This is a genomic window from Flavobacterium sp. CYK-55 (assembly GCF_018413465.1).
Lineage (GTDB): Bacteria > Bacteroidota > Bacteroidia > Flavobacteriales > Flavobacteriaceae > Flavobacterium.
Genome location: NZ_JAHCDK010000006.1, coordinates 70040 through 88603, shown reverse-complemented (window position 1 = coordinate 88603; position 18564 = coordinate 70040). Strand labels below are relative to the sequence as shown.

Sequence of the window (18564 nt, the reverse complement as noted above, 5' to 3'; positions counted from 1 at the left end):
ATGATAATATTAGAAGAACAAGCAGGTTTGAACGCAGGTTTAAACAGAGGGCTTAAAATCGGCAGGATGCTTAAAAAGAACGTAAGACTAAAAAACGTTTCTATTAAAAATGCCATCAAAGTAGGCAAAGTAGCTATCCCATTAGCAACTACAGCAATGAGTTTCATTCCGGGCGGAGGAATTGCAAGTAAGATACTTGATAGTAAAGTTGGTAAAGTCCTTACCAAATTTAAAAACAGTAAAGCTGTAAAGTTCGCAACTAAGATTGGGAATAGTAAGGTTGGAAAGTTTGCCATTAAGAACGTGGTAAAGCCAACAATCAAAAACGCAATTTCTGGTGGAAGTTCACAAGAAGTTTACGATGATGCACAAGGCGGAGAAGTAATGCAAAATGCTACACCAACACCACAGCAATTGGAAACCATTGCACAGGTTAAAGGAGTGCCTGCCGAGACTTTGGCAACCGATACGCAAGTAAATGAAGCTTTGCCAAATGATGCCCAATTAGAGACCATTTCAAAGGTCAAGGATATTCCCGTAGATAATCTAAAAGAAGAGGTTGCCACTCAAAAGGAAATGGCAAAAAATGAAACAGCAAACCCGACTGACAAACCCAATTATACTATTCCAATAGTTATCGGTGTCGGGGCTTTGGGAGCAGTTTTACTAGCAACAAGTTCAAAAAGTAATTAATAAAAACAAAAATGAAACAGGAGTTAATAACAATTAGTTCTGCCGTTGCTGTAGGCGCACTCTCAAGAGGTCTTACAGGTACAATGACAGAGACATCATCAAACACGGTAAAAGGTGTTGTAAATGGTGTAGTAGCTGTCGGAGCAGGATTCTTGGCAGTAAAGGTAAAAGGGAGTGATAGTAAAAGTTCCCTTATGAGAGGTTCGGCAATTGGTGTTTCCATTGCTCACGGTTTAGAACTGGTAAAAAACATTTTTTCATCTGAAACCATCGCCTCAAAGCTAAGTTCGGATAGCGCAATGGGAAGATTTATGCAAAAAGCTGTAGGTCTTTCAGGAGCAGTAAACGGTCTAAATGGCTATATCGATGCCTATGGCAATTACCACGAAGACGGATTGGGTGGTTACATTGATGTAAACGGCAATTATGTTGAAAACGGTTTAAACGGATATGATGATGAAGACGGATTAGGTGGTTATATCGATGCAAGTGGAAACTATGTTGAAGATGGTCTAGGGGCTTATGAAGATGAAGATGGTTTAGGAGCTTATATCGATGCAGACGGCAATTACATAATGTAATTCCAAAAAGAAAAGTAAAAATTTAATTCAAACAAAAAAATGGAAAATAGAAATCCACAATTGCAAAGAGCAATAAAAGTTTTAGGAGCAAGACAACGCCAACACGCACAAGCTATGCGACCACAGGCAACCAAATTAGTAGATAAAACATTCTACTTAAATGTAAAGGTTGACGGAATGAGCGGGATTAACCAATTGGTTGATGCCAATACAAAAAAATTAGTCGGAGTAACCAACTTTGACGGAAACCTTTTAAACTCTGGTCGTGATGTTGTCATTGATTCTGTCCGCACCTTGTTTACCTCTGACGGAACAGATGTAACAAATGCCAACTGGCAAAATTCGGAAAGAATACCGGCACAACTGCAAAATGCTGATTTGAGACTTATCCAAACCAATGATATGCTTATTGATTTGCCGATGACCGATACTCAAAACTTCAAACAGGACGACCACAGACCAATTGCAACTACTCCGCTTTTAAGAGCAAAAGAAGAGTTCAAACTGGAATTAGAATTTCCAAAAGGGGTTACAATTCCAACAGGGAAACCACTCTTTATGCGATTGGAGTTCAGAGTAACAGAAGCAAAAAAATAGTATTTCAAAACTCAAAAAGCCATAGTTCTAGGGCTATGGCTTTTAAATCCCAAAAGACATGAGACAAATTCAATACGTTGTAAAGGCACTAATTAAACCAGGAGAAAGTGATACATCGGTAAACTTTAAACTGCCAACAGGTTTTACTACTGGTGCAGCACTTTATACCAATGGAGTTGAGAAATTGACAAACGCAATGGCATCCGTTGAAATGAAAGACGATAATAGCATTGCAATTATTCCATCGGTGCATATTGACAACTGGAGACAGTCAAACGGTGGAGAATATGAGAAGAGTTTTAAGCCTTTAAATTTTGATACTGGCAACAAGGATTACACTCTGATTTTCACACTAGAGGACAAACTAGAATCAGAGAGACCTCTAAAATTTCATGTGGTGTTCCTGTATAATAATAACGTTAAAAAAATGTAGCAATGTTTGTAGAATCGGCTTTTATAACAAAGGAATTTAGAGAAGAGCAAATCCCAGTTTTAGAGAATGTTACTTCACTTTGCGTTGTCAATAAAGGCACAAGCATAGCACAGGTTAACGGAGTTCTGATATACCCAACCCAAAAGCAAATCTTAGTTGTGCCGGACGGGACTTATTCAAAAGTGCAATTAGAGGTAATCTACACAGATACCAATAACAGCAAAAAGGGCTACACCCCAAAAAACAAAATACTACTTATCTACAAGAAACTAATTTAAAATGGAGCAATTAGATGATTTGATGGATAAACTCAACAGCGACAAGTTTTGTGCTGTAACGGTTTATGACAGGGAGACTTCCAAGCCGATTTTTCGCAATGTAACCCACGAGCAAATAAAAAATGAATATGGTACTGCCGAAGAGTTTTTCGAGAAAGTTTTTGCCGATGGTTACAAAAAACTAACCCTACAGGAGAAACGCAAAAATGGAGCAAATGCCTTTAAAATGGAGGGCGACCCTTTCGATGTAAGTTTTGGAAAATCAAATGAAGTAGAGGAAAAACCAATTGCCAAAAGAAAGAAGAAAAAGAAAATGAAAAGCGGACTGATGGGATTGGGAATGACGGAGATTTTTGATTTAAAGCTTCAAGCCTATGACCGAGCAGAACTCGCAAGAAAACTGGAGGAATCAGAAAGGGAAAATAAAGAACTCAAAGCTAAAAACGAGGCACTCAATGAAGAGAAGTTGCAAAGACGGTACACGAAAGAGAGCAACGATAGTTTAAATAATATGCTTTTAGGTGTTGTTAAGCAAGCCCCAATGATTTTAAAAGGATTGGGATTTAATGTACCAGTTGAAGCAAATGGTTTGGGAGTTGCCTCGACCGATGATGCAGAAAACGAAACTTATTCAGAAGTTAAAAAATCGTTTTTGGAAATCATAAAAACCCTTGATGATGATACCATAACACTTTTACAAGTGATCTATCAAAAAATCAATGAGAAGAGCGAAAACAATGTTTTTTCACAAGAGTTATTTCAATTATTACAACAACATCAAATGCTAGTATAATGAGCGCATTAACCATAAAAACAAAGGAAACAAATCCTTTCAAACTACAGAAAAAAGCAAAATTGATTGAAACCCTTGCCGATTTAGATAATGAGGTTTTAGAGAAGTTAGTAGAACTTAAAAACTCTCAAAAGGCAATTGCAATGGTAACTAATGCCGAGAGTTGGCAAACAATAAAAGAGTTCATAATGTAGGTAGTGTTGGAGTAGCTTGTCTGTAAGCTCCATTTACAGGCAAGTGAAACAACAACAAAGAAATAGCTGTAACAATTGCTCCAATTTAAGAAAGTAAAGATGAAACGGGAGTAGTAAGATTAAGCGGATTACTGGGGCAACCCTTTATGAAACTTAAAATGAACTTCCCGAAGTAAAAATGAAATTGGGAGCAGTCGCTACAGCCAACAACAGAGACAATGAAAAGACAAGGTTTACACAATCCCGCAGTTATGGCAATAGCTTCTTCCCCACAAGGGCAAAAGGCAATCGCCAATACGCTTGACAATGCCAATGCTACAGTAAATGCAACGGCTTCCATTGTAAAGGGTGTACTTAAAACAGGCTTTTTTCTTGGGGTTGGATATTTTGTTTATAAGAAGATTTTTAACGGTTTTTCCAAATTAAGTGAAGATAAAAGAGAAAAGCCGAGTAATATTTCTACTGGAATGGCAAAGAATAAAGCGGAAGCCATTTTTAGTGCAATGTATGGTTTTGGAAATGGGTTTAAATCTGTAAAACAAAATCTGATGGGAGTTAATCACAATGGATTTATCAGGATTTACAACGAGTTTGGGCAGAGAAAAGGAATTAATCCCTTATCAAAGCAAATGACAATGATAGAATGGTTTGCTGACCAGTTTAGCCCAAGCGAACTTATGGAATTACGTTTTTTAATACCTCACTTTTTTTAAGATGGACAGTACAAAAATTATCCCTGTAACCATTGGACTTGCAGGACTGGGAATAATGCTTTTGGCAGTTTCAGAGTCCAGTAAAAATAAAAAGGCAGGAGCGTATTTGGATGCCAGTTTAAAGGATTCGAGTTTCAATGCTAAAGAAGTTGCCACAATGCTTTATAGTGCTATGAAAGAAGCCAATTTCACAAACACCGAAAAGCGCAAAACCATTTTTACGGCACTTACTGGAGTAACTGAAGCCCAATTTTCAAAAGTGATTACAGCCTTTGGAAATAGATATTATAACACCCTAACAGGTAACACCTACTTTGCTCTTTGGCAAACACCAACAAAGCACCCTTTAAAGGTTTGGCTCAAAGAGGAATTAAGTACAGAAGATTATCAATTATTAAAATCAAATTATCCAAAACAATTATAAAATGACCACAGAAGATAAATTATGGATTGGAGGCGGTATAGCCCTAGCGGTAGGTGGTGGTATCTATTATTTTGTTCAAAAAGGTAATGACAAACAGCAGGATTACATCGAAGAACCGATTGAGCCTATAGCACCTATAAAAACTCCAACATTGGCTACCAATCCAATCAAGGTACAAACACCAGTAAAACCACAAGCACCAGTTAAAGCTCCAGTAGTAGCTGATAGTTTCAGATACAGTATTGGGCAGGAAGTAATGGCAACAGGATTTTACGGTACAAAAACCTATGATGCTAGAAAAATGGCTGACGGGAATTATATCAGTGAGGGAATCCGAAAAGCCACTTTTAAAAAAGGAGATAAAATCGGTACTATCATTTGGGTTGGTTTAAGACCTGACGGAACGTATCGATATGTAGTACAAAGAAACGGAGCATTGCTAAATGATATTTATTGGATTGCTGACCATGATGTTATAAAACCAGTAGGTAAAATTTACCCAACAGTTCCATCAGTTAGTTCATCAAATGGTTCGGGGGTAGATAAAAGCAAACTCTTGAAAAAAGGAAGCAAAGGACAAGAAGTAAAAGCCTTGCAAACACTACTTAAAATCAAGGTTGACGGAGATTTTGGGCGCAATACAGAAAACGCACTATTCACCCAAAAAGGGGTTAAACAAATCAAACTAAAAGACTTTTAATGATGAGTACAAGCGGAGCATTATGGCTTTCACTAGCCGTAGCAGGAATTTTAGTTGTTGCCACTATGGATAGCGAGAAAGCACCTGAAATTAAAGAGACAGAGAACAAGCCAATTAAAGAACCCAAAAAAGTAGTATTGTAATGGAATTTTTACTGACAAACAGCATCACTTTTTTAAGCATTTTTAAAAAGTATGCTATCAATACTCCTAGACGGATTGCGCATTTTTTGGCACAAATACACGAGGAAAGTGGAGGGTTTATAAAGTTTACAGAAAGTTTGAATTACTCCCCACAAGGATTAATTAAAACTTTCGGAACTAATCAAATTTCGGTTGCACAGGCTAACCAATACGGCAGAACAGCAAAACAAAAAGCCAATCAACAAGCCATTGCAAATATTGTGTATGGTGGCAATTGGGGAAGAATAAATTTAGGGAATACACAGGTTGGTGATGGTTGGCGTTTTAGAGGTCGTGGACTTATTCAACTTACAGGGAGAGCCAACTACCAAGCTTATAAAGATTATTCCGGGCATGATGTAATTGCAAATCCCGATTTAGCCTCAAGACCCGATATAGCAATTGATATAGCAGGTTGGTTTTGGTCGGTAAGATTCAAGCTTAATCCAATAGCCGATAAAAACAACATCAATTCCATAACCGAAAAGATAAACGGAGGCTTAACCAATTTAGAGGAAAGAGTAAAACAACTCAATTATTATATCTCTGTTGATACAATGGGGATATTAAAAAAAAAATGTCAAGACAGCACTCTTACATAATCCCTATTACAATTTTTGGTCTGGGCTTTTCAATCTTAATCAGTAAACTATACAAGCAATGACAAAACAACAAATATGGGAATGGCTTAACAATCATTCCAAACAATTAATCGATTTTCTATTATTCCTTTTGCTTGTGAGTATGGGAGCATTTGTGAAAATAATAAAGCAAGTGAGACAGGGAGCAAAAGCTTCTTGGAAATGGTTTTTAGCCGAAGCAATTGTATCATTTTTTGTTGCTCTCTTGGTGTATGGTTTCTTTGACCAGTTCCTGCACACTAGCAAACTTTTTACTTATGTGGTTTGTGCTTGGTGCGGTTCTTTTTCAACCATTTTCCATAAAAGAATGGAAGATTTATTGGGGGCAATTTTTGACAAGCTAAAACAATTAATAAGTGAAAAGACAACTCTTTAACAAATTGGTGGTAATCGCCAGTATGTATTGGGGGTTTGATTTTATCCAATTTCTTGAGGCAGGCGAAATGATATTCTTTACTCTAAAATCAACTTTTAAAAAATACAATAATGAAACAGATAATCAATAAATCATTTGCAATCTCACTTTTACTGGTGCTACTTTCTTTGGTTTTTATCGGCTGTTCTTCAGCTAAAAAATACAAACAGGAAAACATTCTTCTCAAAAGTGAAATTCAAAGAAGAGATAGCCTAAGAAATGTAATTATTAATCAGGCAATCGATGACAAATTAATTACTCCAGTTGTTCAAAGCAATACAGGAAACAAAGAAGTTGATAGCCTAGTAAATGCAAAAATTGATGAAATATTATCAAAGCTAAATACTTCAAAAAATTCAGGAGACAACAGCTATAAACTTGAGTTTAACAAACTAACTAAACAATTGGAGTTCTACTCTAAAATGGCACAGACCAAAAATGAAAATACAACTACCAAAACAGCAAATGATAAAACTATCATTAAGGTAAAAAAGATTCCAATTGAGATTGAAAAACCTTTATCAAAACTGGAGAAGTTTTTAATGGTTTTGGGAATTGCAACACTTCTTTTTATTGGTTTTAAAACGGTTGGATTTATCAGAAACAAAACAAGTTTATGGGTATAAAAGCAAAGCACATTGTTATTGTAGGCGCAGTAGTAGGAGTTGGTGTACTATGGTACAAAAACAAAGTAAATAAGTGGAAAGAAACAATGGGAAAACTCAAAGCGTTGCCGACTGGATTTAGAAATTTTGACATCAATTTCAAAAGAATGCGGTTCAATTTAGATGTAACCCTTTTCAATCCCACAAAAGATAATTTCAGCCCCGATGGTGTTATTGCAGTAGTTAAAAGAATTGTGCTAAAAGACAAAACAGCCAAACGAATTGCAACCATTACGGTAAACAAATCTTTTGTTTCAGTTCCCGCCAATGGCAAGTTTGTTTTAAAGGATTTGATAGTTGAGATTCCAATACTGGAGAACCTTTCCAATATGCAAAGCCTGGTAAAAATCACGGGAATAAAAGACATTCAAATTGAAACCATTTTAGGGGTTTTAGGTAAAGAATATTCAATAATTCAATAGTATGGATTTAGTACAATCATTTAATAATCTAAACGGAAAGCAAGTTTCCCGAAGCGCACTTAAAAAGCTACTGGCTAGAGCCAAAAAGCAAAATCATACGCTTATTTCAAAACGTATCACAAACGTTTTAAGACAGAATAACGATTCCGTTTTTGAAATTGAAATAAACGATTTTATTACAGAATTAGGATTAAGTGGCGCAGAGCAAACTATCATTTTGCCCACTTTGGAATATCAATCAGAACCCGATTCAGAGGGTGGTTTAAATGGAGTTTCCCCCGATGATATTTACAGTTATATCACGGACTTAATTATAAACACTATTGAAAAGGTCGGGCATTTGCCTTGGCAAAAAGACTGGGTTGGTTCGGGAGCAGATGGAACAGCTAAAAATTATGTGAGCAAAAAGGAATACACAGGAGCAAATTTCCTGCTGAATTTCGATATAAAATTTGATGATGAGGGTAAAGGGTATTTAGTACCAATTAAGTTTATACAGCCGTACTATTTAACCTTTAACCAAATCAAGGACGCTAACGCATCACTCAAAAAAGACAGCAAGGCAAGACGTGTAATTTATTACACTATGATTTTTAATTATGACGATGGAACACTAAAATTCAAAACTACTGACAAGGCAAAGTTTACCGAGTTTGTAAAAGCTCACGGACTAACCAAAGAAGATTTGAAAGAGCATTTAGTGAAAATCCCAGTAATTAAATATTACAATGTTTTCAGAGCCGATGATTGCACAGGGTTAAAGTTTCCAAGTGATAAAATTGATAGTAAAAAGGTCAATCCGATTGAGCAAGCACAGCTACTAATTGACGGATATAAAAACCCGCCTATTTACACTTTTGTTGGGGATAAAGCCTACTATCAACCTGCTACCGATACGCTCAATATGCCTAAAATAAATGCTTTTAACAAAGAGGCATCTTATTACTGCACTTTCTTTCACGAGCTGACACATTCAACTGGTGCAAAGAAGCGATTAGATAGAGATTTTTCAGGAAAGTTTGGAAGTAAAAGCTATGCTTATGAAGAACTCATTGCGGAACTCGGAGCGGTATTTTTATGTTCAGAGGCAGGGATTTTGTTTCAGACTAAAGAGAACTCGGCGAAGTATCTTAAAAGTTGGAATAAGGTTTTAGTGAGTGAACTAGAGAATGACAATCGTTTTTTCCTCAAAGCTTCAGCACAATCTCAAAAAGCAGTCAATTATATTTTGAATAGAAACTCTGAAAGTGAGAATGAACAGGAGGAAGAAAAGAAAGAAGATGAGGCAAAGAAAGTAGCTGTAAAAACTCCAGTTGAGAGACCTAAAAAAAGTAAAGTCAAAAGCAAAACCAAACAGGGGGAACAATTGGATTTATTTGCAGGATTGGGGGCAAAAGCTAAATCTAAAAAAGCTACTGAAGTAAAGAAAAAAAGAGTTGTGCCGGCAACAAAAAAAAATACAACTAGGGTAAGCACAGGACAACCCAATTTGGATCAGAATAAAAGTCTAAATCAATTAGAAAAATTAGGCTTTGTTTCAGCGGGTACTGCACCGAAGGAAGCTAAAGATGTTTTTGTACTTGATGGAGAGATTGGAAAGTTTTTGCAAAAGCAACAACCACACAAGGCACTTATCCTGATTAAAGGGAATAAGCATAGTTCAAAATCACAGTTGGCCATGCAGATTGCTAATGCCTTTGGAGAACAACAAACACCAGTAGCGTATATCGATTATGAGCAAGGCGGGATTGAGAGTAAAGACACGCTAGACAGCATTAACCGAAACACAACCGAAAAAGGAAGAAAGTACATAGCAATAAAAGGTTATTTGGAAAAGCCTTTTGAAGAGTTGCAGGACTTCTGTAAAGTGGTTAAGGTCATCATTGCGGATTCGGTTACAGATTTAAAAATTACAGCCGACCAACTGAATTATTTAAGAACCACTTACCCAAAAGTAATTTGGTGCTTTATATCTCAAGTAAAAGAAAATGGGGCGATGTATGGCGGTAACAAGATGGCACACAATCCAACTTCAGTAATTCATTGCTCATCGCATCAAGACCCAAAACAAAGGTTTGCAACCCTTGAAAAAAACAGAGGCAACGACCTCACTTTAAAATACTCGATGTATTACAAGAAAGTAGTCAGCGAGCCAACAGAACAAAAAAGCAAAAGAAAATTATCGTTTAAAGTTAAATAATCTAAATTCAAAATCATGGTAGCAAAAAAAACAAAATCGAAGAGCAAAAAAAGAATTTCCGCAAAGAAACTTTGTAGTGGAGTAATCAAAAGAGAGGGAGTGAAAAAAGACGGAACATTAAAAAAGGGCTATCGTTATGTTAAGGGTGGTAAAGTTGTTAAAGCAAAGGCTAAAAAATAGTTTCTAATGAAGAAACCGTGTTTTATAGACACGGTTTTCTTTTTTTACTTTTCTAGTCAGCTATTAATTTATAATTTTCTTTGAAATTTTTTTTCCATCTGACAATTCAACACTTATAAGATAAACGCCATTTTGATATGGAAAATAATCTGAAAAATGGTTAATCTCATTATTGAATTTATATGATTGTATTCTTTTTCCAGAAATGTCAAAAATGCTTATCTCTCTGATGTTGACTTTTGTTTGAATATTAAAAATCTGATTTTTGATAAAGACAAATTGATCATTTGATTTGATTTCATCTGTATTAAGAGAATTTGATGTGTATCTTAGTTTAAATCTATCTGGGTAATCTCCAGAAATACTATTGAAAGAGTAAGGACTTTGTTTTAAATCATGAATAATATTCATTAGAGAATCTTCAATATAAATATTTTGATTGTCATTCTCAAACAACCCATCAACCATATCAATTGCAATGCTATAAGTGCCTGTATTAGGGATTGTTATTCCAATAGGAACAATGTCATTTTGGTCAAATGGTAATTGTCTCCCTTGAATAATCATAGTATCATTATTGATTTTTGAATAAATTCCTAAAGAGCTTTCGGTCTTGTGTATCGCATCAAAAACTCTATCTACTTCGTTAGTGGCGTTTTCTACATAACCAATTAATGTTGTTGAAGAAATATTTGTTGGGTCAATGATACTCAACCATATTCTATTTTTTTCAGAAGTATCTGTAAAAGTTGGATTTGTAAACCTGTAGAATTGACTATTATTATACGGAATGTTACCGCTGTCTCTTCTCAAATTGTTATTAAAAATTACATTTTCACTTGTAGCTGTGCCATCATTCATCAGTATAAAGAAGCCTTGCCCAGCACCAATTTTACCATTATATCCTGGAGGAGTTGAGCCTGTACCATTATAAGTTATATAATCATTTGGGTTATAATTATAAGCGTAGCTACCATAAAAAGGATTTGAATAGCTGTTGCTAATTTGACTACCATGAGACCATATTTTTACGAAACCATTGATATTGGTGTTTAGAAGCAGAAATTCATTTGCATCAATAGCTGAAGGGTATGGGTTGCCTATTAAATTCCAATTATCATCATTATTAGTAATAGTTGCCCCATTTGTTCCTGAATACGGAAGTCCTGTGTATGAACCTCTCGAAATAGTTGCTTGTATTATACCGTTATTTGGTTTTCCGTTAAATGTCGCGGTGAAGGGAGATGAAGTTATAGGTGAATAATCATTTGGCCCTCTAACAATATATCCTTTTCCTAATTGCATTGTTTCGTTTCCACTTATCCAATAACCTTGACCTCCATTTGAGTTTAAATATACTGGATCCCATTTGAAAATTAATCCTGAAGATGTGTTTGGTGAAACTAATGATGAGTTAAAGTTTAAAACTGGAGCTGACCAATATACGTAGTCAAATTTCCTAACATTAGTCGTTCTCTCCATACTAATATTTCCTGTATTAATTGCGTTGTCATTTATCTGTAATAAATTAGCCTTATCTTTAATTAACAGTGAACCTGTGCTTTCTACATTAATATTTTCAGTTATTACTAATGATTTTTCGGGTTGTACAATTATGCTTCCACCAGCCTTAACAGTAATGTTTTTACCAAATGCATTTGGAGTACTTCCCGAAATTTGTGGATCATTTGTAGTGTTGTTTATTTGAACACAATCATTAGATGTTGGAATACCAGAAGGCGACCAATTGTTTGCATTGAACCAATCGGTATTTACAGCCCCTGTCCAAATTTTTAACCTTTGTTGAATAATTATTGTGTTTGTCGTCAATGTTTGTGAAGAACAGCTAAACACATCTGGAGTCAATTCACAGCTAATAACATCATTTACAGAAAGACTACTATTTGTATAGCTTGAAGAAGAACTGCTTTGAGCAATATTTCCATTGATTTTCCACGTATAAATAGGGTTTGAGCCTAAATTGACCGCATGAGCTTCGAACTCAAAACCATTATCTTCATTGACTATTGTAATATTTGGAATAGTTCCACCAACATTATAGATTGAAGTGTCAACTAACATTGGGAGTAATTGTGGAATTAATGAGGTATAAACTAATGAATTATTTTTGTAATATTTAATTATATTGTTTTCAATAGAAATTTTTAATAATGTACCTGTGACATAGCCTAAATTTATCGTTTTTGAAATGCCATTTTCGTAAACATACAAAGCACCTCCGTTCTCCAAATAAAATGCACATTGAATAGTAGAATAGCTTGAATTAATATTAATTGTACTCAATCCAATCATTCTACTTCGGTTTGTTTCTGTAGCCAAGAACTCAATATAACCATTGTTTGAAACTTTATTTAGAGAAACTGTACCGCCATTCCAAGCATTATTAGAAAAAGTTTTAATAAGCGAATTATCTGCATTATTAATATTGCAATAACTGATTTCATTCCTATTCCATGCCACTTTTTCTGCTGAATACTTACATTCTAAAGAGTGATTATTAGCACTTATATAATAATCAAACAAATACGAGTTTTCCACAGCTGAAATAGTTATATTGTTTGAAATAATAGTTGAATTTGAACATCCGGTTGAATTAATTGTTATCTCACAATTTAAAACATCTCCATGTATTAAATTTGGATTGGTGTAAGTTGATGAGTTACTACCAACATTACTACCGTTTAGCTTCCATTGATATTGTGTAACATTTACCGGAGTGATTGCAGTATATGTTCCTGAGTTATAGTTTGCAATACGTATGTTTGATAGTGTTGCAAGATGAGAATAAAAAGATGTGTCAACAATGAGGGGCAGAATAGGAGTGGTTGAACTGATGTAAACAACTACATTGTCTTTATAATACTTAACTATATTTCTCTCAATTGCAATTTTTAATTGAGTACCAGTTGTGAAACCAATATTTCCTGATTTTTGAATGCCATTTTCATAAACATACAATGCTCCGCCGTTTTCTAAATAGAATGCATACTGAATTGTAGAATAATTCACATTAATATCTAGCGAGCTTAAACCAATCATCCTGCTTTTGTTGGTTTCAGAAGCCGTTAATTCCATGTAGCCATTATTTTTGACACTATTTAATGAGGAAATACCTGCATCCCATAAATTAGAAGTAACTGTAAAAGCTTTTGATATATTCGAACCTGAAACATTAACCCCATTTAAAGAGGAAAAATTCCATTGGATATCTTCTATCGCTACTTTACAGGAAATTGATGATGTTGTGCCTTCAATTAAATAGTTGAAAGTATTGTTGGATGTATTATTTTTTATTATCAATGAATTTGAATATATTATAGTAGAACCACACCCATCCACATCGGCAGTTAATTCACAAGTAATAATATCATTATTGGCTAAATTGTCATTGCTATAAGAATTACTGTTAGTTCCTGTGTTTACACCATTTAATTTCCATTGATAAGCTGGTGAAACACCCGCTCCAGAATGCGTTGCGATAAATTCGCCTGTAGAAACGTTAGCAATTGCTATGTTTGAAAGAGTTGCTCCAATATTATACATGCTAACATCAACTATTAATGGTTGAGAAGGAGTTATAGAGCTAGAATAAATAACAGCATTATCTTTGTAATATTTAACAACATTGTTTTCAACTGCAATTTTTAAAGCTGTTCCAGTTGTGTAACCAATATTTCCAGTTTTTTGAACTCCATTTTCATAAACATACAATGCTCCGCCGTTTTCTAAATAGAATGCATATTGAATAGAGGTATAACTTGAGTTAATATCAGATGAACTTAGCCCAATCATTCTACTTTTGTTTGTTTCTGAGGCAGTAAACTCTATATAACCGTTGTTTTTTACAGTACTTATCGAAGAAGCTCCGCCGTTCCAAGCATTGTCAGAAAAAGTTTTTTTCACCATATTATTATTGTCTATAAAGGTGTTTGAAGTACTGTTGTTATTCCATTTTACATTTGATATAGCTGTATAACAGCCAACAGTTGAAGATTGACTATCAATTTTAAAATTAATAGATGGATATTCTGTATTCCTCTTTATTATCAATGAATTTGAATATATTATAGTAGAACCACACCCATCCACATCGGCAGTTAATTCACAAGTAATAATATCATTATTGGCTAAATTGTCATTGCTATAAGAATTACTGTTAGTTCCTGTGTTTACACCATTTAATTTCCATTGATAAGCTGGTGAAACACCCGCTCCAGAATGCGTTGCGATAAATTCGCCTGTAGAAACGTTAGCAATTGCTATGTTTGAAAGAGTTGCTCCAATATTATACATGCTAACATCAACTATTAATGGTTGAGAAGGAGTTATAGAGCTAGAATAAATAACAGCATTATCTTTGTAATATTTAACAACATTGTTTTCAACTGCAATTTTTAAAGCTGTTCCAGTTGTGTAACCAATATTTCCAGTTTTTTGAACTCCATTTTCATAAACATACAATGCTCCGCCGTTTTCTAAATAGAATGCATATTGAATAGAGGTATAACTTGAGTTAATATCAGATGAACTTAGCCCAATCATTCTACTTTTGTTTGTTTCTGAGGCAGTAAACTCTATATAACCGTTGTTTTTTACAGTACTTATCGAAGAAGCTCCGCCATTCCATACACTTTCTGAAAGTGTTTTTATTAAAGTATTACTGTTAGATCTAACATTTGAAAATTTACTATAATCCCATTCAACTTTTTTTGAAGTTGTAATACACGCATTGGTACTGTAACTTTCAGATATTTTAAAATCAAAAATATCAGGGTCATTATTATGTTGTATTGTTACTTCGTTTGAATTTTGTAAAACTGTTGAACAAGCTCCGATGCCACTCGCAAGAAGTTCACATGTTATTATATCATTAGCATTGAGGGAACTATTAGTATATAAGTTAGAACTTCCTGATTGAACAGTTATTCCATTGATTTTCCATGTGTAAATTTGACTGGTACCCACACTACTTGCTGTAGCGACGAAGGAACCATAAGTTACATTTGAAATAGTTACATTTGAGAGTGTGCCTCCTGAAGTATATATAGAAGTATCGACTAATAATGGTAGTGTTGGGACTATTGAGCTAGTGTAGACTTCCTGATTGTCTTTAAAATACTTGATGTGATTTTCGCTTACCCTTATGCTTAATTGAGTGCCATTAGTATAGACTAAATTTCCAGTTTTTTGAGTTCCGTTTTCATATATGTATAAAGCAGTTCCGTTTTCTAAATAGAATGCATATTGTATTGAAGAGAAACTTGCATTTGTGTCAGATGAACTCAATCCAATCATTCTACTTTTGTTTGTTTCTGAGGCAATGACATCTAAACGACCTGCATCAAACACATATGAAGTGGAAGAAGCACCCGCATTCCATGCATTACCGCCACTAACTTTAGTAATTGAGTTGGATGAAATTGAAACATTTGATGGGTTTCTGAATACAACTTTTTCTTTTGTAAAATAGCAACCACTTTGGGTGTTATTGACGGAGATTGTTAGATTGCATTGTGGGAAAGATTTTAGACACAATGAAAGGCATACAAATAAAATAGTTTTTATTTTCATTATTTTATGATTTTTCGAGAGCAAATATAAATCATAAAATCGATTAAAAGTAAATAAAATCGATAAAATGCATTAAAAAAATTTAAAAGAAAGAAAAAACTGACAAAAAATACATTAATTATGATTTTAAACTTTTTTCTGTAAAGACAGAAATTATTTTCCAAAAAAATATTAAGCTAAATGAAGCTAATAAAAGGATCATATATAAATAATACTTCAAAAAAAAAACAGATAATTACTTTTGTGAATAAATTGCTATTTTTTGAGTCCCTATTTCATTTTTGGATTTAATTTGGATGATGTAAACTCCATTGTTTAAGTATGAAATGTCTATAGGTTCATTACCGACCACTTTTTTATAAATCACCTTTTGGCCTAATATATTATATATATATGCATCTATCGCAGTATAGTTAACCTCATTAAAGTTTATTTGAATTGTTTCAGAGGCTGGGTTAGGTGATATTGTAAATTTATTATTAAACAAAAAGCTATTTGTGTATAGGCTGCAAGTTATGCTTTGGTTATTCAAAAGATTATTAGCATTTATTATGTTGGTAGATAAACTTGGGTCTTGAACATCAGCTCCATATACTTCTACATAGTTCATATTATAAAACAATGCTTTATTTATGGCTTCATCAAACACTGCTTGTTTAGTATTTGGGGATATTCCACATTGGTTCATACGGAGTGGGCCGTCTTGTACGTTCCAAAGCATCTGAGCACCTGTTCGACATGGATTGTTTAACATAATTGACCAATGAGAACTTGAATTTGGATTTGTTGTTGTACAACCAGATATATCTTCTCTCCACAGGCCAAATCTATCGGGAAAATTTGAGACTCCATAATCAGTATATTGAGATGCGAGATAATTTCGTGGTCTATTAGAAGCATTTGGTTCAAAGGTAACGTAGTCAACTGAACACCATAAAGGTGTATTAGGAAATAAACTCATGTAATAATCTATTACTAAATTTATCTTTGATGCAACAATATCAGCATCATAGTTGAAAGTTGACCAAAAAGGAGCCGTAGACATTGATGGAGTGTCTGTAATAATATCTTCTGGCAAGCCTCTAGAAATTTGACCGCCAACAGCATTTATATATGAAACAGTTGGGTTGTTTGCATACTTTATTGAAAGCCATAATAGTAAATTCTTTACCCTATTAATATAAATGTTATCAAAAGGGACATTGTCAGTTAAAACTTGTCCATAGGTTGAATGATATGGGTTGTTATCAACATAACTATAACTTAAAGCACCTAGTGAGTTATAAATCCAAGCCGGAGAAGCTAATGGTTGCAAGCATATTTTTTTATTAGAGTTTGTAGCTTTTAAAACTTCATTGTCTATATAAGTCCAATCAAATTCATTTGGAGCAATTTCGAGATTTTCCCATCTAAACCTGCATACAACGCCAGATATATTTGGATTGTTGTAAACGGTTTGAGGGATGGGGACATCTGATGAGCCTAGATAATAAACACCTGAATGCCCTATGAATTGTGCATTAGCACATAATGTTTCCAAAATAAAAGCTAAATAAAAGAGGTTTTTCATGGTTATATTTATTCAAGATAGATAATATTTCTTAATAAAGGTTTATTTGCTATTGCTGGCTATGTCTTTTAAAGAATTGCCATATCACTTCATTTGCGTTCATGTCTTGACTTGTAAGTCCAACTAAACTAATAGGCAGAGACTGAACGCCTTGCGGCCAAGTGTGTCCACCATTAGAAATAACATAACTAATAACTTCATTTCCATTAGAAACATTAGAATATTTCCTTTCAACTACTGTTGTTCCATCATTCGATATATCTGGTAAATTTGTTATAATTGGATTTGTCTCGCAATTATTTATTTCAACCCATTTTGTTATAGCTTGAAAATGTGAAATTACTGTTCCTCCCTCTCCAACAGTCATAATGCCCCCGTTAAAAGGAACAAAATAATCTAATGTGCCATGAATATATATTGCTGGTAGGGGGTTTGAAGGGTTGCAATTGGGATATATGTTTGTCTGCTCTATAGTTGCAGCATCTACAGCAATTGCAGCTATTCTATTACTTAACTCACAACCAAGTCTAGAAGTCATAAATCCACCATTTGAAATTCCGGTCGCAAATATCTTAGAACTCTCAACAGGGTAGTTTGCAATCATATAATCGCACATTTGATTAAAAAAATTTACATCATCTATGCCTAACAAGTTTGCTGGGGTAGGCCTTCCATCATTCCACTTTTCTTGAAATGCTTCAGGGTAAACCAAAACAATTTTATCTCTTTCTGCTATTGTTCTAAAATCGATTTGACTAAGCATTTGCTCTGGAGAACCACCACCGCCATGAAGAGCAAAAATCATAGGCATTTTCCCAGCATTGTTATAGCCTGATGGTAAATAGATTACAAAACGTCTAACATTTCCATCAACAGTTAAATTAATTGACTTTTGTTCACTTGGGTAATTGATTGACGTTGGTATATTTTCTTCTTTATTACAAGAAAATAGTATAAATGGAAAAATGTAGAACAATAGTATTTTCTTCATGCCTTGATTGAGGAATTAATAGATTAATCATTGTTTGATATGAAAAAACGGTTTTGGTTTAATGGGGTTAAAATAAAAACAGAAAAAATATGAATGGTAAATTCACAAAGCCTTTGAAAAAAGATTTAAATCAATATATTATTATTCAGGGTTGTGCTTATGTTTGCAAGCTACTTTATTTTAAACATGTGTTAAAATCTAGTTTATCAAACATCTTTTAATTTGTCTGAGAATTTAATGATTTTTCTTATTTGTATGCTAATGGTAATTTACAAAAGTGTTATTTTTTTGACTTTGTAA

The 18564-nt window shown here is 34.0% G+C and carries 20 protein-coding genes; 17 read left to right on the top strand and 3 right to left on the bottom strand.

Annotated features, from left to right (window positions below; genetic code table 11):
* The 17 genes from KIH23_RS08430 (at position 1) to KIH23_RS08350 (ending at position 10111) form a co-directional block, all read left to right on the top strand.
* Entirely contained in the window at positions 1 to 693 is a 693-nt protein-coding gene (locus KIH23_RS08430; RefSeq protein WP_213213020.1) for a hypothetical protein, read from the top strand.
* Positions 694 to 704: 11 nt separating this feature from the next.
* Positions 705 to 1274: a hypothetical protein gene (locus tag KIH23_RS08425; protein WP_213213018.1), complete on the top strand. Its 570-nt coding sequence runs from the start codon at positions 705 to 707 to the stop codon at positions 1272 to 1274.
* A 39-nt stretch (positions 1275 to 1313) separates the two neighbouring features.
* Positions 1314 to 1871, top strand: coding sequence for a hypothetical protein (locus tag KIH23_RS08420; protein WP_213213016.1), 558 nt, complete (start codon positions 1314 to 1316; stop codon positions 1869 to 1871).
* Positions 1872 to 1929: 58 nt separating this feature from the next.
* On the top strand, positions 1930 to 2304 hold the full coding sequence (locus KIH23_RS08415; RefSeq protein ID WP_213213014.1) for a hypothetical protein: 375 nt from the start codon (positions 1930 to 1932) through the stop codon (positions 2302 to 2304).
* Between the two features lie 2 nt (positions 2305 to 2306).
* Positions 2307 to 2582: a hypothetical protein gene (locus tag KIH23_RS08410; protein WP_213213012.1), complete on the top strand. Its 276-nt coding sequence runs from the start codon at positions 2307 to 2309 to the stop codon at positions 2580 to 2582.
* A 1-nt stretch (position 2583) separates the two neighbouring features.
* Entirely contained in the window at positions 2584 to 3375 is a 792-nt protein-coding gene (locus KIH23_RS08405) for a hypothetical protein (protein ID WP_213213010.1), read from the top strand.
* Positions 3375 to 3569, top strand: coding sequence for a hypothetical protein (locus tag KIH23_RS08400; RefSeq protein WP_213213008.1), 195 nt, complete (start codon positions 3375 to 3377; stop codon positions 3567 to 3569). The genes KIH23_RS08405 and KIH23_RS08400 overlap by 1 nt, the downstream gene beginning before the upstream one ends.
* A 218-nt stretch (positions 3570 to 3787) precedes the next feature.
* Complete coding sequence (locus KIH23_RS08395) at positions 3788 to 4282, top strand: hypothetical protein (protein ID WP_213213006.1); 495 nt, start codon at positions 3788 to 3790, stop codon at positions 4280 to 4282.
* 1 nt (position 4283) lies between these two features.
* The gene (locus KIH23_RS08390) at positions 4284 to 4706 is read left to right on the top strand and encodes a hypothetical protein (protein ID WP_213213005.1); all 423 of its coding nucleotides are present in this window, start codon (positions 4284 to 4286) and stop codon (positions 4704 to 4706) included.
* A 1-nt stretch (position 4707) separates the two neighbouring features.
* Positions 4708 to 5406: a peptidoglycan-binding domain-containing protein gene (locus KIH23_RS08385; RefSeq protein WP_213213003.1), complete on the top strand. Its 699-nt coding sequence runs from the start codon at positions 4708 to 4710 to the stop codon at positions 5404 to 5406.
* Positions 5406 to 5549 carry a hypothetical protein gene (locus tag KIH23_RS08380; RefSeq protein WP_213213001.1) on the top strand — a complete coding sequence of 48 codons (144 nt, stop codon included), beginning with the start codon at positions 5406 to 5408 and terminating at the stop codon, positions 5547 to 5549. The genes KIH23_RS08385 and KIH23_RS08380 overlap by 1 nt, the downstream gene beginning before the upstream one ends.
* Positions 5549 to 6190: a glycoside hydrolase family 19 protein gene (locus tag KIH23_RS08375; protein WP_213212999.1), complete on the top strand. Its 642-nt coding sequence runs from the start codon at positions 5549 to 5551 to the stop codon at positions 6188 to 6190. The genes KIH23_RS08380 and KIH23_RS08375 overlap by 1 nt, the downstream gene beginning before the upstream one ends.
* Before the next feature lie 58 nt (positions 6191 to 6248).
* A complete protein-coding gene (locus KIH23_RS08370; RefSeq protein WP_213212997.1) occupies positions 6249 to 6605 on the top strand; it encodes a hypothetical protein in 357 nt (118 codons plus the stop codon).
* 110 nt (positions 6606 to 6715) lie between these two features.
* Complete coding sequence (locus KIH23_RS08365) at positions 6716 to 7270, top strand: hypothetical protein (RefSeq protein WP_213212995.1); 555 nt, start codon at positions 6716 to 6718, stop codon at positions 7268 to 7270.
* The gene (locus tag KIH23_RS08360) at positions 7261 to 7731 is read left to right on the top strand and encodes a hypothetical protein (RefSeq protein ID WP_213212994.1); all 471 of its coding nucleotides are present in this window, start codon (positions 7261 to 7263) and stop codon (positions 7729 to 7731) included. Before KIH23_RS08365 ends, KIH23_RS08360 begins: the two co-directional genes overlap by 10 nt.
* Before the next feature lies 1 nt (position 7732).
* Positions 7733 to 9931: an ArdC family protein gene (locus KIH23_RS08355; protein ID WP_213212992.1), complete on the top strand. Its 2199-nt coding sequence runs from the start codon at positions 7733 to 7735 to the stop codon at positions 9929 to 9931.
* Positions 9932 to 9946: 15 nt separating this feature from the next.
* The gene (locus tag KIH23_RS08350; RefSeq protein ID WP_213213112.1) at positions 9947 to 10111 is read left to right on the top strand and encodes a hypothetical protein; all 165 of its coding nucleotides are present in this window, start codon (positions 9947 to 9949) and stop codon (positions 10109 to 10111) included.
* A gap of 63 nt (positions 10112 to 10174) precedes the next feature.
* Here KIH23_RS08350 and KIH23_RS08345 read toward each other — a convergent pair whose 3' ends face one another.
* From KIH23_RS08345 to KIH23_RS08335, 3 genes are all read right to left on the bottom strand, one after another.
* Positions 10175 to 15703: a T9SS type A sorting domain-containing protein gene (locus KIH23_RS08345; RefSeq protein WP_213212989.1), complete on the bottom strand. Its 5529-nt coding sequence runs from the start codon at positions 15701 to 15703 to the stop codon at positions 10175 to 10177.
* A 235-nt stretch (positions 15704 to 15938) separates the two neighbouring features.
* A complete protein-coding gene (locus KIH23_RS08340) occupies positions 15939 to 17273 on the bottom strand; it encodes a T9SS type A sorting domain-containing protein (RefSeq protein ID WP_213212987.1) in 1335 nt (444 codons plus the stop codon).
* 49 nt (positions 17274 to 17322) lie between these two features.
* Positions 17323 to 18264, bottom strand: coding sequence for an alpha/beta hydrolase family esterase (locus KIH23_RS08335; protein ID WP_213212985.1), 942 nt, complete (start codon positions 18262 to 18264; stop codon positions 17323 to 17325).
* Between the last annotated feature and the right edge of the window lie 300 nt (positions 18265 to 18564).

Coding starts and splice junctions, on each gene's coding strand:
- KIH23_RS08430 (WP_213213020.1), top strand. CDS start 1: ATGATAATATTAGAAGAACAAGCAGGTTTGAACGCAGGTTTAAACAGA.
- KIH23_RS08425 (WP_213213018.1), top strand. CDS start 705: ATGAAACAGGAGTTAATAACAATTAGTTCTGCCGTTGCTGTAGGCGCA.
- KIH23_RS08420 (WP_213213016.1), top strand. CDS start 1,314: ATGGAAAATAGAAATCCACAATTGCAAAGAGCAATAAAAGTTTTAGGA.
- KIH23_RS08415 (WP_213213014.1), top strand. CDS start 1,930: ATGAGACAAATTCAATACGTTGTAAAGGCACTAATTAAACCAGGAGAA.
- KIH23_RS08410 (WP_213213012.1), top strand. CDS start 2,307: ATGTTTGTAGAATCGGCTTTTATAACAAAGGAATTTAGAGAAGAGCAA.
- KIH23_RS08405 (WP_213213010.1), top strand. CDS start 2,584: ATGGAGCAATTAGATGATTTGATGGATAAACTCAACAGCGACAAGTTT.
- KIH23_RS08400 (WP_213213008.1), top strand. CDS start 3,375: ATGAGCGCATTAACCATAAAAACAAAGGAAACAAATCCTTTCAAACTA.
- KIH23_RS08395 (WP_213213006.1), top strand. CDS start 3,788: ATGAAAAGACAAGGTTTACACAATCCCGCAGTTATGGCAATAGCTTCT.
- KIH23_RS08390 (WP_213213005.1), top strand. CDS start 4,284: ATGGACAGTACAAAAATTATCCCTGTAACCATTGGACTTGCAGGACTG.
- KIH23_RS08385 (WP_213213003.1), top strand. CDS start 4,708: ATGACCACAGAAGATAAATTATGGATTGGAGGCGGTATAGCCCTAGCG.
- KIH23_RS08380 (WP_213213001.1), top strand. CDS start 5,406: ATGATGAGTACAAGCGGAGCATTATGGCTTTCACTAGCCGTAGCAGGA.
- KIH23_RS08375 (WP_213212999.1), top strand. CDS start 5,549: ATGGAATTTTTACTGACAAACAGCATCACTTTTTTAAGCATTTTTAAA.
- KIH23_RS08370 (WP_213212997.1), top strand. CDS start 6,249: ATGACAAAACAACAAATATGGGAATGGCTTAACAATCATTCCAAACAA.
- KIH23_RS08365 (WP_213212995.1), top strand. CDS start 6,716: ATGAAACAGATAATCAATAAATCATTTGCAATCTCACTTTTACTGGTG.
- KIH23_RS08360 (WP_213212994.1), top strand. CDS start 7,261: ATGGGTATAAAAGCAAAGCACATTGTTATTGTAGGCGCAGTAGTAGGA.
- KIH23_RS08355 (WP_213212992.1), top strand. CDS start 7,733: ATGGATTTAGTACAATCATTTAATAATCTAAACGGAAAGCAAGTTTCC.
- KIH23_RS08350 (WP_213213112.1), top strand. CDS start 9,947: ATGGTAGCAAAAAAAACAAAATCGAAGAGCAAAAAAAGAATTTCCGCA.
- KIH23_RS08345 (WP_213212989.1), bottom strand. CDS start 15,703: ATGAAAATAAAAACTATTTTATTTGTATGCCTTTCATTGTGTCTAAAA.
- KIH23_RS08340 (WP_213212987.1), bottom strand. CDS start 17,273: ATGAAAAACCTCTTTTATTTAGCTTTTATTTTGGAAACATTATGTGCT.
- KIH23_RS08335 (WP_213212985.1), bottom strand. CDS start 18,264: ATGAAGAAAATACTATTGTTCTACATTTTTCCATTTATACTATTTTCT.